The sequence below is a fragment of the Micromonospora yongxingensis genome (assembly GCF_052601155.1).
In genome coordinates, this window is the sequence record NZ_JBQXEO010000008.1 from 202,691 (window position 1) to 216,272 (window position 13,582).

At 73.6% G+C, this 13,582-nt stretch carries 16 protein-coding genes; 13 read left to right on the forward strand and 3 right to left on the reverse strand.

Going from position 1 to position 13,582, the window contains the following annotated elements; translation table 11 throughout:
- Positions 1-30 precede the first annotated feature (30 nt).
- Positions 31-888, reverse strand: a complete 858-nt coding sequence (locus ACTWLT_RS12975) for a hypothetical protein (protein WP_445318597.1) — start codon at positions 886-888, stop codon at positions 31-33.
- Between the two features lie 131 nt (positions 889-1,019).
- Between ACTWLT_RS12975 and ACTWLT_RS12980 the strand changes: the two genes are divergently transcribed.
- The 6 genes from ACTWLT_RS12980 (at position 1,020) to ACTWLT_RS13005 (ending at position 5,030) form a co-directional block, all read left to right on the forward strand.
- Positions 1,020-2,174, forward strand: a complete 1,155-nt coding sequence (locus ACTWLT_RS12980; protein WP_445318598.1) for a sensor histidine kinase — start codon at positions 1,020-1,022, stop codon at positions 2,172-2,174.
- Entirely contained in the window at positions 2,171-2,776 is a 606-nt protein-coding gene (locus ACTWLT_RS12985) for a response regulator transcription factor (protein WP_445318599.1), read from the forward strand. The genes ACTWLT_RS12980 and ACTWLT_RS12985 overlap by 4 nt, the downstream gene beginning before the upstream one ends.
- A 108-nt stretch (positions 2,777-2,884) precedes the next feature.
- Positions 2,885-3,484: an SMI1/KNR4 family protein gene (locus tag ACTWLT_RS12990; protein ID WP_445318600.1), complete on the forward strand. Its 600-nt coding sequence runs from the start codon at positions 2,885-2,887 to the stop codon at positions 3,482-3,484.
- Positions 3,485-3,592: 108 nt separating this feature from the next.
- A complete protein-coding gene (locus tag ACTWLT_RS12995; RefSeq protein ID WP_445318601.1) occupies positions 3,593-4,021 on the forward strand; it encodes a hypothetical protein in 429 nt (142 codons plus the stop codon).
- A 67-nt stretch (positions 4,022-4,088) separates the two neighbouring features.
- The gene (locus ACTWLT_RS13000) at positions 4,089-4,604 is read left to right on the forward strand and encodes a 2'-5' RNA ligase family protein (RefSeq protein WP_445318602.1); all 516 of its coding nucleotides are present in this window, start codon (positions 4,089-4,091) and stop codon (positions 4,602-4,604) included.
- A gap of 69 nt (positions 4,605-4,673) precedes the next feature.
- Entirely contained in the window at positions 4,674-5,030 is a 357-nt protein-coding gene (locus ACTWLT_RS13005; protein ID WP_445318603.1) for a hypothetical protein, read from the forward strand.
- A gap of 81 nt (positions 5,031-5,111) precedes the next feature.
- On the opposite strand, the gene ACTWLT_RS13010 is transcribed toward ACTWLT_RS13005, so the two are convergent.
- Both ACTWLT_RS13010 and ACTWLT_RS13015 read right to left on the reverse strand, forming a co-directional pair.
- The gene (locus tag ACTWLT_RS13010) at positions 5,112-7,337 is read right to left on the reverse strand and encodes a family 43 glycosylhydrolase (protein ID WP_445318604.1); all 2,226 of its coding nucleotides are present in this window, start codon (positions 7,335-7,337) and stop codon (positions 5,112-5,114) included.
- A gap of 146 nt (positions 7,338-7,483) precedes the next feature.
- Entirely contained in the window at positions 7,484-8,308 is an 825-nt protein-coding gene (locus tag ACTWLT_RS13015; RefSeq protein WP_445318605.1) for a helix-turn-helix domain-containing protein, read from the reverse strand.
- A 282-nt stretch (positions 8,309-8,590) separates the two neighbouring features.
- On the opposite strand from ACTWLT_RS13015, the gene ACTWLT_RS13020 reads away from it, so the two are divergent.
- The 7 genes from ACTWLT_RS13020 (at position 8,591) to ACTWLT_RS13050 (ending at position 13,581) form a co-directional block, all read left to right on the forward strand.
- Positions 8,591-9,325 (forward strand): SDR family oxidoreductase, encoded by a 735-nt coding sequence (locus ACTWLT_RS13020; RefSeq protein WP_445318606.1) that lies wholly within the window; start codon positions 8,591-8,593, stop codon positions 9,323-9,325.
- A 25-nt stretch (positions 9,326-9,350) separates the two neighbouring features.
- Positions 9,351-9,653, forward strand: a complete 303-nt coding sequence (locus ACTWLT_RS13025; protein ID WP_445318607.1) for a hypothetical protein — start codon at positions 9,351-9,353, stop codon at positions 9,651-9,653.
- Between the two features lie 84 nt (positions 9,654-9,737).
- Entirely contained in the window at positions 9,738-10,478 is a 741-nt protein-coding gene (locus tag ACTWLT_RS13030) for an ArsR/SmtB family transcription factor (RefSeq protein WP_445318608.1), read from the forward strand.
- A 93-nt stretch (positions 10,479-10,571) separates the two neighbouring features.
- On the forward strand, positions 10,572-11,126 hold the full coding sequence (locus tag ACTWLT_RS13035; RefSeq protein WP_445318609.1) for a cytochrome P450 family protein: 555 nt from the start codon (positions 10,572-10,574) through the stop codon (positions 11,124-11,126).
- Positions 11,048-11,647, forward strand: coding sequence for a cytochrome P450 (locus ACTWLT_RS13040; RefSeq protein ID WP_445318610.1), 600 nt, complete (start codon positions 11,048-11,050; stop codon positions 11,645-11,647). The genes ACTWLT_RS13035 and ACTWLT_RS13040 overlap by 79 nt, the downstream gene beginning before the upstream one ends.
- Entirely contained in the window at positions 11,644-12,441 is a 798-nt protein-coding gene (locus ACTWLT_RS13045) for an isocitrate lyase/PEP mutase family protein (protein ID WP_445318611.1), read from the forward strand. The genes ACTWLT_RS13040 and ACTWLT_RS13045 overlap by 4 nt, the downstream gene beginning before the upstream one ends.
- A gap of 171 nt (positions 12,442-12,612) precedes the next feature.
- Positions 12,613-13,581, forward strand: a complete 969-nt coding sequence (locus ACTWLT_RS13050) for a DUF5715 family protein (RefSeq protein WP_445318612.1) — start codon at positions 12,613-12,615, stop codon at positions 13,579-13,581.
- Position 13,582: the final 1 nt, after the last annotated feature.

Consider the following 13,582-nt stretch of genomic DNA (forward strand, 5'->3'; position numbering starts at 1 on the left):
CACAACACCGCCTGCCGATGGACGGACGGGTCAGCCGCCGGTGGTCAGGATCGCCAGGATCACGGTACCGGCCAGCGCCGCATCCAGGACTCCGCACCACTCGGCGTAGCCGCGCGGCACCACCCGACCGTTGCGGTGGTGCACCAGGTCCCACACCGCGTGCGCCAGCCAACCGAACGCCACCAGCCACGCGGCCGTTCGTCCGCCGGCCGCGACCGCCACCAGTGTCAGCGCGACCCAGGCGGTCAGGCCGAGCAGTTGGGTGGCGAGCACGCCCGGCCCGCGCAGCGTGCCGCGGACCACGCCGACCAGCAGGTAGCCGCCGGGCAGCACCAGCATTGTCCACGGGCTGACCACGCGGGGTTCGACCCACATGTCCGCGGTCATCAGCAGCGCCAACCCGGTCGGCCAGCGTCGGGCGAGCGCCACCGCGGCCGGATGCCGACGCACCGGCGCCGGTGCCTCGTGCCGGTGCCGCACCGCCACCAGCACCATCGCCGGCACCATCAGCAGGTGGCCGCCGAGCAGCAGCGCGTCGCCGTCCAGCAGGTCGGCCCAGAACGGCACGAGCAGCAGCAGGAACGGGACGTACATGGCGGCGGCCATCTCACCGACGGCCCCCCAGCGGTGCGCCCGGTAGCGCATCCACACCGTCATCCCGACGGTCATGTTCGTTGCCATCACCAGGGCGGCCACGTCCGGGCGGTCCAGTGGACCGGAGAACCCCAGCGCGGCGCCGACGGCGCCCCACAGCGGGGCGAGCAGCAGCATGCCAGCGACCATCGCGAGCGCCATCTCGGCGAGGTGCCGCAGCAGGCGCCGCCCACCACCGGCCGACGGCGCGACCGGCGGTACGTCCCGGACCTCATCGTTCGTCAGTGTCGTCATGGAATTCACCGTGCCGGTCGGGCGCCGCCATCGGCAGGTTCGTCCGTCACCGGAAAACCATGCGGATCGCACGGTCGAACCGTGACATCGCGAAGGGGCGGGCCCGGTGCGGGCGGTCCTAGGATCGGTCCGTGGTCAGCGTGGTGGTGTCCCCGGCGGCGGACCGGCGGCTGCGTCGCGCTCGCCAGGCGACCCTGCTGTCGTTGGCCACCGGCATCTGGGCGAGCCTGCTGCTGCCCGCGGTCGGTCTGACCCGCGAGCCGGACCGGGTACGGGTGGCGCTCGGCGCCGTCGGCATCCTGGCCTTCGCGGTGACGCAGACCGCCGTGCTGTACGCCGCCGTGACGCCGTGGCTCGACCAGCGCTGGCGGCGTCGCGCCCAGGTGGGCCTGGCCGGCGTCGCGGTGCTGACCGTTCCTCTGGTGGGGCCGGTGGCGGCCGGTGTCTGGCCCACCTGGGCGTGGCTGGGCGCATCGCTGATCGGCATCGCTCCGCTGCTGGTCCGGCCGCCGGCCGTGCTGGCGGTGGCCGCCGGCGTCCTGCTGGTGGCGGTGGGGGTGGCCGGCTGGACCGGCGGTTCCGTCGTGCATCACCTGGCCGTGACCGGCGGGGTCGGGGTGGCCGTCGCCGCCGTCAACGGGTTCCAGGTCTGGTTCTGGGACCTGCTCGTGCAGGCCCGGCAGGGTCAGGCCGCCCAGGCCCGGCTGGCCGCCGCCGAGGAGCGGCTGCGCTTCGCCCGCGACGTGCACGACGTGCTGGGACACAGCCTCACCGTGATCGCGGTGAAGGCCGAGCTCGCCGCCCGCCTGGTGCCGGTCGACCCGGAGCGGGCCGGCCGGGAGGCCACCGAGGTGCAGCGGCTCGCCGCCTCGGCGTTGACCGAGGTCCGCGAGACGGTGCACGGTTACCGCGCGGTCGACCTCGGCGAACAGTTGGCCGCCGTGGCGGAGGTGCTGCGCTCCTGCGGGGTGCGCTGCACGGTGCCGCCGACGCCGGCCGACCTGCCGCAGCGCGCCGCCACCGAACTGGCGGTGGTGCTGCGCGAGGCGGGGACGAACGTGCTGCGGCACAGCCGGGCCGACTGGTGCCGGATCCGCATCGACCGGGAGAAGGACGTGGTCAGGATGACGGTGGCCAACGACGGCGCCGACGACCGGGGCCCGGACGCGCACAGCCACGGCCTGCGTGGGCTGGCCGACCGGCTGGCCGCCACCGGCGGCGAGCTGCGGGTGCGCCGTGAGGACGCGGTGTTCACCCTGGAGGCCACCGTGCCGGTGATCGCGTGATCCGCGTCCTGCTCGCCGACGACGAGGAGCTGATGCGGGTCGCCGTGGCCGCGTTGCTGGGGCTGGAGCCGGACATCGAGGTGGTGGCCCAGGCCGCCGACGGCCGGGCGGCGGTCGACGCGACGCTGGCGCACCGCCCGGATGTGGCCGTGGTGGACCTGGAGATGCCGGGCCTGGACGGCATCGCCGTCGCCGCCGAGCTGACCCGGGCGCTGCCGACCTGTGCGGTGGTGGTGCTGACCGGGCACGGCCGCCCGGGTCACCTGCGGCAGGCGTTGACCGCCGGCGCACGCGGGTTCATCCCGAAGGGATCGCCCGGCGGCGCGCTCGCCGACGTGATCCGCAGGGTGCACGGCGGCGGCCGGTACGTCGACCCGTCGCTGGCCGCCGACGCGCTGACGCTGCCAACGTGCCCGTTGACCCCCCGGGAGTTGGAGACCCTGCGGCTGGCGGAGTTCGGCGCTCCGGTGGCGGTGATCGCCCGCCGGGTGCACCTGTCGACCGGCACCGTGCGCAACCACCTCTCCGCTGCGGTGCAGAAGCTCGGCGCGGCCGACCGTGCCGAGGCGGTGCGCAGGGCCCGCGACAACGGCTGGCTCTGATGACGCCACCCCGCCCGGCTCCTCACGGTCGCTGGTGCGTCTGATCTGGTTGCGGCGTGTGTCGGTGTGGCCTCGTAGGCTCGCGGCCACGTCGTCGAAGGGACTGCCGTGGAAGACCCGACGGGCATCGCAGCGTTGGCCGCGATCATGCCTGCTGATCTCGGAGCGGACGAGGAGATCGACTGGTCGACAGCGGAGGCTCGGTGGGGCACGCGGTTCCCGCGCGACTACATGGCCTTCATGTCCATCTACGGCGCCGGCTCGTTCGCCGGCGTCGGCATCCTCATGCCGTTGCCCAAGCCGTACATCCAGTGGGACCCCGGGACCTTCGAGGAGGAGACGGAGAACGCCCGGGACACCTGGGAGATGCTGGGCGGTCAGGAAGGTCTCGACGTCGACCCGAACCACATCCTCGCGTGGGGCGTCACCTCGGGTGCCGACATTCTGTGCTGGCTGACCACCGCCGCCGACCCCGACCGGTGGCCCGTCCTGGTCTGCGGCCGACATACCCGCGACGACTTCACGCTCTTTCCCACGGGGATGGTCCAGTTCCTCCGCAGGCTGCTCCTGGACGAGTTCGATCCCTACCCCCTCAGCATCGACCTGCGCGACGCCTCCCCGCGCTACGTGCACTGGCTTGAACGGCAGAAGCGCTGGAAGGCGGGCCTGGACCCCGACTCCGGTGCACCAAGGCCAACCGGCCACTAGGTCTGCCGCGACCTGTCGTGTCTCGTGGCCACCGCCCCACTGCGCTTGATCAGCTACGACTCTGGTCGACTTTCGCAACAGATCTTTCTCGTGGTGAATGGAGGAAAGTTGACTGAGCGCCAGGTCGTTCGAGGCGAACTGCCCCTGCGGATCGAGGGGTCGGTGAAGCCGTGGTCGATCGCTGTCGGTCACAGCAGACTGCACCTCCGGGCCATCATCGGCGACCAGGAGAACGACGACGATCTTCAGGTGGTGGACCTGGTGTTCCACGACGTGTCACGGATCTGTGTGTCCGACGCGTACCGCCGGTTCGAGCTCCGGTTGGCATCCGCCGAGCAGAAGGCCGCCGAGGAGAAGCGCGTGGGGATGCGGTGGCCGGACGCGGCCATGTATCTCGTCGACGACGGGCGGACCACGGATTACGTTGTGGCCGGTCGGGTCTACTGGGCCGAGGTGGACGTCCCGCCGGGCGCGCCGTCCCCGCTGCTGCGGGAGCGATGGGACGCCAGTATTCCGGACGAGATCTACTTCGCCTGACTGAATCGTGCTCCGACGGTGGCCGCCGCGGCGCTCCATGAGCCGTCGTCCCGGCTAGCGTAGGCGGGTGCGTACGGTGGAACTGGTCTGCTCGGGCGGGTTGGACGGCGAGGTCCGGGCGGTCTGGGACCGGTTGGCCGAGGCCGGCCTGCCCAGCCTGGCCCGCAACACCCATCCGACCAACCGGCCACACCTGACCCTCGCGGCGGTGGACGAGTTCCCGCCCGGGGCCGAGCACCGCCTGGCCGAGCTGTTCGACACCGCGCTCCCGGTGCCGGTCACGCTCGACCGTGTCGTCGTCCTCGACGGCAGTGCGCCGTTGGTCTGGCTCGTGCGACCCACGCCGGTGCTGACCGCGCTGCACGCCGCCGCCTGGGACGTGCTCGCCGCCGCCGCCGGGCATCGTCCGTGGCACGCGCCGGGTGCGTGGGTGCCGCACCTGAGTCTGGCGCTGCGGTTCCGCAACGCGGATCTGCGGTTGGCCCGGGCGGTCGCCGGTGGTCAGCGGCCAACGGGTGCGTTCGTCGCGGCTCGCAGCTACGACGGCACGGCCCGGTCAGTGACGCCGCTTAGCCGGATCTGAGCTGCCGCGACCCGTCCGGTTCGGATACGGTCGTCGCGCCGTCGACAAAGGGTGATGCGGGTGCGAGCCATGGGCCACTTCAAGGATCTGCCGCACGGGGATTCGGCGGAGATCGGCCTGGCCGACGCTCGCGGCAAACTCGCCGAACACCTCGTCGCTCCGGTCGTCGGCTATCTCAACGCCGGCTCCACGCTCGCCGCGGCGGCTGGTCACACGTTCGACGAACTGGACCCGGCGCGGCCCGAGATCGCGCCACTCGCCATCCTGACCGACGGTGAGTGGTTCTGGCCGAGCGATCTTCCGTATTACGTGGAGACGTATCGGGTGGGTGTCCCGGAGGAGTTTCTCCGTCATGCGGAGGCATCCGGTTGGCGTCCTCCCCAGCTGAGCCTGCAGCGGCTCGTGGAGATCGCCGAGGAGATGTGACCACGGTCGATTGTGAAACGTCGGCGGACAGGGAGTGCCCCCGGTACGACGCAGCGCCGTACCGGGGCCCTTCCTGTCGTGTCAGCGGTAGAAGCGCAGGTAGTCGAAACCGGCCGTCACCGGCGGCTCGGCGCCGCCGTGCGCGACCAGCCCGATCCGGGGAGTCGTGTCGGCCGGGAAGGTCCACACCGCACCCCAGGTCCAGCTGCGGCCGTCGCGGCTGGAGCCCGCCCGGAACTCGTGCTCCCCGCTGACCGGGTCGACGTGGTGCGCCAGCCGCAGCCACGTGGTGGTGGCCGGGGTGCCGACGATGCTGCCGCCGTAGACCGGCTGGCCGGCGAAGGGCAGCTCGTAGCCGTACTCCACCTGCCGGGTGTTCCAGATCGCCACCTGGGCCAGCCGGGCGAACCTGTCGTCGTCCACGTAGGCGACCAGCCCGGCCTGCTGGTAGTTGCGGACCGTCTCCTCGCCCAGATCCAGCGTCACCTTCGTCTCGGCGATGTAGTCGCCGTGCGGCGCGTCGCGCAGCAGCACTCCGGCGGTGTTTCCGGTGCCGGTCAGGTCGGCGGCCTGCACCGGCCACCGCAGCTCGCCGCCGGCGACGGTGGCAGCCGGATCCTCGCGCACCCACCGCCAGTCGCCGTTGATCCCGCCGCTGAACTCGTCGGAGTACGCCGGCAGCACCGCGCCGGCCCTGGGCTCGGGTACCGCCCGCCTCGCCGGCTGGAACAGCCGGGCGACGCTGACGTTGTCGAACTCGGCCGGGCCACGGGACGCGGTCAACCCGGGTCGGCCGGCGGCCGGGCGGTCCAGCCGCAGCGACACCACGGCGAGCTGGTCACCGAGCCGGGCCTGGCTCAACTCGGCGACCAGGTTCCGGCCGCGTACCTCGACGGCCAGGTTGTGCCGGTCGGCCGGCGCGAAGCCGGCCGGCAGCGGCGCGCTGGCACGCCGGTCGCCGTCGCGGGCGACCAGCCGGCCGGCGGCCGCGTCCACCCGCACGTCGACCCGGTCGCCGAAGGTGATTCCGGCGGCGGCCGCGCCGGTCAGCCGCAGGTCGGCCTCCGCGCGGACGTCCCCGCCCACGCTGGTACGGCTGGTCAGCGCGCCGGTGCCGGTGAGTCGGCCGTCGGCGACCCGCCAGTCGCCGGAGGCGCGTCGCCAAGCGGCGAGCCCGGCGGTGTCGAACCGGTCGTCGATCCGGCCGGTGGTCACCGGTGCGGGCCGGGCGCCCTCGGACGGGCCGGCGCCCGCGTTCACCGTGGGCCAGCCGTCGATCCAGTCCAGTCGGTCCAGCAGCATCGGCCGCTCGTTGATGCCGAACGGCTCGTCCAGGTACGGGTCGGCCCGGTCGATGGCGTGGTAGACGATCCAGTCCTGCCCGGACAGGTCGGTGAGGAACCCGTTGTGCCCGGTGCCGATCCACCGGTTGCCGTTCTGGGTGAGCACCGGCGTGCCGCCGGCCCGGGACGCGGTCAGCGCCACGCCGTCGCGGTCGGTGAACGGGCCGCGCGGGAGGCGGGCGCGTCCGACCTGAACGGAGTAGCCGGTGGCCGGGCCGGCGCAGCAGTTCGCGGTGGAGGCGAACAGGTAGTACCAACCGCCCCGCCGCAGCACGTAGCTGCCTTCGAACTTGTTGTCGACGGCCACCAGGGTCGGAGTGCCGACCGCGGTCAATCCGTCGGGGCTCAGTTCGGTGACCGAGATGCCGCCGTAGTAGCTGCCGTAGTAGAGGTAGCTGCGACCGTCGACGTCGGTGAACTGGCTCGGGTCGATCGTCCACAGGTAACCGCCACCGCCGCCGGGGCGCGGGGCGACGACCGGCTGCTCGGTGAAGGTCCACGGCCCGGTCGGGCTGGGGGCGGTGGCCGCGCCGATGGCGTAGTCGCTGCCCTCGGTGGAGACGGTGGTGTCGGTGACCGTCATGTACATGACCCACCGGTCGCCGAGGCGGCGCACGTCCGGCGCCCAGTACGCGGCGCCGGGTGTCGCGTACGGCGGGCGCTGGTCGGGGCCGAACGCGTCACCGACGTAGGTCCAGTCGACCAGGTCGGCCGAGCGGGCCATGGGCACCCGGTGGAACTCGCGCTCGCCCTCGCGCAGCGGGTCGGTGGTGCCGTAGGCGTACCAGAGGCCGTCGTCACCGCGGACGATGACCGGATCGGCGAAGGTGTCGCCGACGGCGGCGGAGATCGGGTTGCGGTAGCGGGACGGGCCGTCGGAACCTGCGGCGGGCGCGGACACGATCGCGGTCAAGACCAGACCGAGGGCGGCGGCGAGCGCGCCGCCACGGCGGAGATGTCGCATGTGGACCTGCCTCGGGGGAGTGGGCGGTGTGTGCCTCGTTCTTACAACGTTGGATACAACGTTGTAAAGAGCTGGACCTCCCCATCCGGGGACACCGCCCAACGCCGTCCGTGCACGCCGACCCCGTGGCGCACGCCACGCCCAGCTCACACCGGGGCGTGTACGGCGGCCAGGTAGGCGAGGGCCTCCTCGCTGCGGCTTCCTGGTTCCGGAGTCCCCACCAGCAGCTGCTGGCCGGGCGCGTCCCGGACGTCGAACGTCTGGTAGGTCAGCTCGATCCGCCCGGCGTCCGGGTGGTGCAGCACCTTGAACATGCGGGACAGGCCGCGCACCGTCTGGCCCGCCCAGAGCGCCCGGAACTCCGGCGAATCCCGACGCAGGTCGGCAACGCGTGCCTGGATCGCCGGATCGTCCGGGAAGAGGCCGGCGTTGAGCCGCAGGGCGTGCACGACGTTCTCGGTCAGGGTCGGCCAGTCCGGGAAGACGGTGCGCGCCCGCGGGTGCTCGAACAGCACCCGGACCATGTTGGTCGTGCCCGCGAACGGGGAGAGCAGCGCCGCCGCGACGCCGTTGGTGGCCAGCACGTCGAACGCGGGACCGAGCACATAGGCGGCAGACGTGGGAAAGGCGTCCAGCAGCCGCAGCAGCGCGGGGTGGATCGAGCCCCGGAACCCTTCCGGGCCCAGGGCGGGGCTCAGCCCGGCGAGCCGGAAGAGGTGGCCGAGCGCCTCCGGATCGAGGCGCAGTGCCCGTCCGATCGCGTCGAGCAACTGTGGGGAGGGCTTGCGCTCCCGGCCCTGTTCGAGGCGTGCGTAGTAGTCGACGCTCACCCCGGCCAGCACCGCGATCTCCTCGCGGCGCAACCCGGGCACCCGGCGGTCGCCGCCCCCGCGCAGCCCGACCTCTCTCGGGTCGACGCGGGCGCGGTGGGCTCGGAGGAAGTCCCCGAGCCTGTTGCTGGTAGCGGGCATGTCATCCAGCCTAAAGCTCCTGGTCAGCCGCCTGCCAGGGTGCGGTACACCCCGGAAGTCGCGCGGTGGCGCACCCTGTGGTGCCTCCGTCCGACCTCCTCGACCCGCAACCGGACACGGCCATCGAAACGGCGCTTCCGCCCCGTTGTCCGCACCTGATCCGTGACAGCAGGAGTGCCGTGCCCGGGTGCGGCGCACCTCGGAAAAGGCGCCCTTCACCGCTCCCTGGGCCGGCAGGATTGTTGGCGGGCGGTGTTCGCCGCAACGAGACCAGGAGCAGCGATGACCAGCCCAGATTCCAAGATTGTCCTCATCACCGGCGCGAGCAGCGGTATCGGCGAGGCGACCGCCCGCCGGCTGGCCGCCGACGGCCACCACGTCGTACTCGGCGCCCGGCGCGTCGACCGGCTCACCGCGCTCGTGGAGGAGTTGCGCGGTGCCGGAGGAACCGCCGACTACCAGCGACTGGACGTGACGAGCCGGGACAGTGTGAATTCCTTCGTCACGGGTGCCCACGACCGACACGGACGCGTCGACGTCCTGGTCAACAACGCCGGGGTGATGGCCCTGTCCACGGTCGACGCGCTGCGGACCGAGGAGTGGGACCAGATGATCGACGTGAACCTGCGGGGCACCCTGCACGGCGTCGCGGCCGCCCTGCCGCTCATGCGGGCGCGCGGTAAGGGCCACATCATCACGATCGGCTCCTCCGCCGCCTACCGCGTCGACCCGACGGCGGCGGTCTACTGCGCCACCAAGTACGCCGTCCGGGCGCTCAGCGAAGGCCTGCGCCAGGAGAGCCGGGACGTGCGGGTGACCCTGGTGAGCCCGGGCTACACCCACTCGGAACTCACCGAGCGCGGTGGCGACCCGCACATTCAGGCCGCGGCGCGCGCCGCGGCGGAGGAACTGGGCATGCCGGCATCGGCGGTCGCCGACGCCATCGCGTACTCGATCGCGCAGCCCGACACCGTCGACGTCAACGAGATCATCGTTCGGTCCACCGTGCAGGGCTGACTGCTCACGACAAAGGAGCACGACCATGGGCGAAGCACTCGAGATGACGACCTTCCGGCTCGTCGCCGGCCTGACCGGCGCCGATTTCGTCAAGGCCAACGAGGACATCAACGACTACCTACGGCGCCAGCCCGGTTTCCGCTGGCGTCGCATCACCGAAGACGACGACGGCACGATCACCGACATCGTCGCCTGGGACTCCGCCGCCGACGGCCGCCGCAGCGCCTCGGGGATCATGACCGAGATGGCCGACTCCCCGGTCCACGGGACCATCGACCACGCCACCGTCGACTTCCGCATCGTCCCGGTGCGGCAACACGTCACCTGACCCGCAGCGCCGCCGGCCGGGCGTCAACCGCAGGCGGGCCGGCCCTCCTGCCGGTGCGGCGCTGGTCGGGGCGATGATGGGGCGATGAGCGCTGTCACCGAGGGCCGGGGGATGGCCGAGCTGGCCGCCCTGTTGGCCGACGGCACCCGGGCCGGCATCTGCCTCGCGCTGCTCGACGGCCGGGCCTGGACGGCCGGCGAGCTGGCCCGGCGGGCCGGGGTCGCGCCGTCCACCGCCAGCGACCACCTCACCCGACTGGTCCAGGGCGGGTTGCTGGTAGAGGAGCGGCAGGGCCGGCACCGCTACCTGCGGCTGGCCGGGCCGTCGGTGGCCCAGTTGATCGAGGGCCTGGCCGGGCACGCCCCGGCCCCACCCGCGCCGACCGGGTCGCTGCGCGCCGCCACCACCGGTGCCGCCCTGGCGTACGCCCGGACCTGCTACGACCACCTCGCCGGACGGTTGGGTGTGCTGATGTACGACGCGTTGCTGGCCGACGGGCGGCTGGACCGGGCCAGCGGTCTGACGGTGACCCCCGACGGGTGGGCGTGGGCGGCGGGGCTGGGCGTACCGGTGGACGTGCTGCGTGCCGGGCGACGGCCGGTGGTCCGCGACTGCCTGGACTGGACCGAGCGCAGGTCGCACCTGGCCGGGGCGCTCGGCGCGGCACTCTGCCGCCGCTTCGCGGAGCTGGGCTGGACCGCCCCGGGGGCCGGCCGCGCGGTCCGCCTCACCCCGACCGGTCGATCCGCCCTCGCCACGACCCTGAACGTCCCCGAACACGCCCTCACCCCCACCCGACCCCCGGCGACCAGCGGCCGCGCCTGACCGCCACACCGCCCACCGTGCCGCTGTGGAGCCTGGGGCTGACGGCGCGACAGTTCGGTGGGGGGCGAAGGGTTCCGGTTCTACGGTCTGGCGGTGACCGATTCCTGGCCTCTTGTTCCGCCCGCAGCCGGAGTGCCGGCGTGTGGGCCGCCCACGCTCGGACCTGACGGCGCCTGGTGGGTGACGCGGCATGCCGACGTTCGGGCTGCGCTGTGCCACCCGGACCTGCACGTACCGGCCGTCGGCACCGGGCCACCCGGCACCCTCGCGTGGCTGCGCGCCACGGTCAGCCGCTTCAGCCCACCCGGGCTGCACGCCGAGCGGCGGTCGATCGGCGTGACCGCGCTGGCCGCGCTGGACCCGGACGACCTGCGCGACGAGGCGTCCCGGATGACAGCCGCCGCCCTGGACCGGGCCGGTGGACGCCTCGACGTCATGGGTGGACTGGCCAGGCCGGTGCCGCTGCGGGTGCTGGCCGGCCGGCTCGGCCTCACCGACCCGGTCGCCGCCGGGACGGCGGTCGGCGCGGTGGCCGCCGCGTACCACCCCCGGGGGTCGACCCGTCGCTGGTGCGGCGGGCCGACCGGGCGGTGGAGACGCTGCTGGCGCTCTGCCCACCGGCCCGGCCGGAGGTACGGGCGAACCTGATCGGCCTGCTGGTCCAGGCCTGTGACGCCACCGCCGGCCTGATCGGCGCCGCCGCACACCACCTGCTCCCGCTGGCCGGCGACCGCGAGGCCGACACCCCGCCGGGCGGGAAGCGACCGGTGGACCCACCAGCCCGGGAGGAGCTGGCCGACCTGCTGGCCGAGGTGCTGCGACTCGACCCGCCGGTCCGGGCCACCCGACGGGTCACCGCCGCCGGGGTACGGCTCGGCGGACAGGATCTGCCGCCCGGCAGCCCCGTGCTGCTGCGGTTCGACGCCGCGAACCGCGATCCGCGCGCGTTCGCCGATCCGGAGGCGTTCCGGCCCGACCGGCCCGGCGCAGGGCTGCTGACCTTCGGCGCGGGGGAGCGGGGCTGTCCCGGCGACCGGCACGCACTGGCCCTGGCCACCGGCGTGCTCGACGTGCTGCGCCGCCGCGGCCGGCGTACCCCCGGCGACCTGCGCCACGAACCGCACCCGACCCTGCGCGTCCCGACGACCCTGGAGGTGACCGTCCGATGACCGACCGTCATGCGGCGTTCCGCGCCCTGCACCACGCCAGCCGACCTCTGCTGCTGCCGAACGCCTGGGACCACGCGTCCGCGGCGGCGCTCGCCGCGCACGGCTATCCGGCGATCGGCACCACCAGCCTCGGCGTCGCCGCGTCCGCCGGCCAACCCGACGGCGTGGCGGCCACCGGCGCGGAGACCCTGGCCCTGACCGGTCGGCTCGCCCGGCTGCCGGTGCTGCTCACCGTCGACGTGGAGGCCGGGTTCAGAGATGATCCGGCGGAGGTCGCCGGCTACGTGGCGGAGCTGGCCGGGCTCGGCGCTGTCGGGATCAACCTGGAGGACGGGCGGGCCGACGGCAGCCTGGCCGACCCCGAGGGCATCGCCGACAAGATCGCGGCGGTGAAGGCGGCGGTGCCGGACCTCTTCGTCAACGCCCGCACCGACACCTGGTGGCTCGGGGTGGCCGAGCCGCTGCCGCAGACCCTGGCCCGCGCTCGGGCCTACCGGGCCGCCGGCGCCGACGGGATCTTCGTGCCCGGCACCGTCGACCTGGCGACGGTGCGGGTGCTCGCCGAGCGGGTCGACGCTCCGCTGAACGTGCTGTACCAGCCGGGCGGGCCGGGTCTGGACGAGCTGGGCCGGGCCGGGGCGGCCCGCGTCAGCACCGGTTCCCTGCTGTTCCGGGCCGCGTTGGCCGCCGCGGTCGCCACCGCCGACGCGGTCCGTGCCGGCGGGTTCGCCGCGCCGGCGGAGCTGCCGTCGTACGCCGAGGTGCAGGCTCTGGTGGCGGCGGACGGCGACTGATCGCCCTGCCCGCCGGTGGTTCGTCCCGGCGAGCCGTGCCTGCCGGGCCTCGGCCCGGCAGGTCCCTTCGGGGTGGATAGGAGGATTGTTCGGTCCCTTCCGGGTCCTGCTGATTACGGTGTGTTCAGGGCGATGTACCCAGTGCCGTGACCGGAGAAAGGGACCCCCGTCATGCGAGTGCCCAGCCGTAGCCCGGGACAGCAGCCCGGCACGCCCGTGTCGCCCACCGCCCCGGCCCGCCGCCGACCCTCCGGAACCACCCCCCGCCGCCCTGCCGCCACTACTCCTGACCTGGCCGCCTACCGGGAGGCCGTCGCCGAGCTGCTCGTCGAGGTCGGTGCCCTGGCCGACGCGACCAGCACCCGCGCCCGGCAGGTGCTCATCGACGAGCGGCTGCGGGAGCCGGCGCTCGCCGCCGTGCTCGACGCCACCCCGCAGGGTCTGATCGGCGCGCGCGAGACGCTGCTGCTGGAGATGGCCCGCTACCAGCCGAACGAACGCACCTCGGCGCGTGACCTCACCGCGCTGGTCCGGATCTACCTGCTCTCCCGCATCGACGTGCTGTGGTGGCAGGACGCGCCCACGTTCGTCACCGACGACCAGGTCAACGGCAGCAGCGACCTCGTCGACCTGGAGTGGCTGCGCCGCCGCGACCTGCTGCGCTTCCGCTACCAGGAACAGCCCTCCACCGTGCTCGGCCGGGCCGCGCGCGGGCTACGTCGCCGGCTGCGGCCGGACGCCACCCCCCGCACCGCCGGGCTGCTGTTCCGGCGCGCCCGGCGGGAGGTGGTGGCGCTGCTCAACGACATCGGACGGGAGTTCGCCGCCGCCGCACCGCCCGCCACCCCGCCACTGTGGGTGACCAGCCTGGTCCGCAGCGCCGAGCACCAGTACCGGCTGCGCCGGCTGGGGTACGCCGCCATGCTGCCCAGCGGGCACTGCCTGGGCTACTCCATGGACGTCGAACTCGCCTGGTACGAGCGCTTCGGCGCGCGGGACGCGCTGGCGGAGCTGCTGCTGGCCCGGCAGGAGGCCGGCGAGCTGAACGTGATCGACGAGGGTCAGGCCTGGCACCTCTGCCTCGCGCCCGCCGCCCGGCGTCGGCTGCGACGCGCGTACGAGTCCGAGATGGGGGTGTGAG

Coding starts and splice junctions, on each gene's coding strand:
- ACTWLT_RS13050 (WP_445318612.1), top strand. CDS start 12,613: ATGCGAGTGCCCAGCCGTAGCCCGGGACAGCAGCCCGGCACGCCCGTG.
- ACTWLT_RS13005 (WP_445318603.1), top strand. CDS start 4,674: ATGGGCCACTTCAAGGATCTGCCGCACGGGGATTCGGCGGAGATCGGC.
- ACTWLT_RS13010 (WP_445318604.1), bottom strand. CDS start 7,337: ATGCGACATCTCCGCCGTGGCGGCGCGCTCGCCGCCGCCCTCGGTCTG.
- ACTWLT_RS13025 (WP_445318607.1), top strand. CDS start 9,351: ATGGGCGAAGCACTCGAGATGACGACCTTCCGGCTCGTCGCCGGCCTG.
- ACTWLT_RS13030 (WP_445318608.1), top strand. CDS start 9,738: ATGAGCGCTGTCACCGAGGGCCGGGGGATGGCCGAGCTGGCCGCCCTG.
- ACTWLT_RS12975 (WP_445318597.1), bottom strand. CDS start 888: ATGACGACACTGACGAACGATGAGGTCCGGGACGTACCGCCGGTCGCG.
- ACTWLT_RS13045 (WP_445318611.1), top strand. CDS start 11,644: ATGACCGACCGTCATGCGGCGTTCCGCGCCCTGCACCACGCCAGCCGA.
- ACTWLT_RS13015 (WP_445318605.1), bottom strand. CDS start 8,308: ATGCCCGCTACCAGCAACAGGCTCGGGGACTTCCTCCGAGCCCACCGC.
- ACTWLT_RS13020 (WP_445318606.1), top strand. CDS start 8,591: ATGACCAGCCCAGATTCCAAGATTGTCCTCATCACCGGCGCGAGCAGC.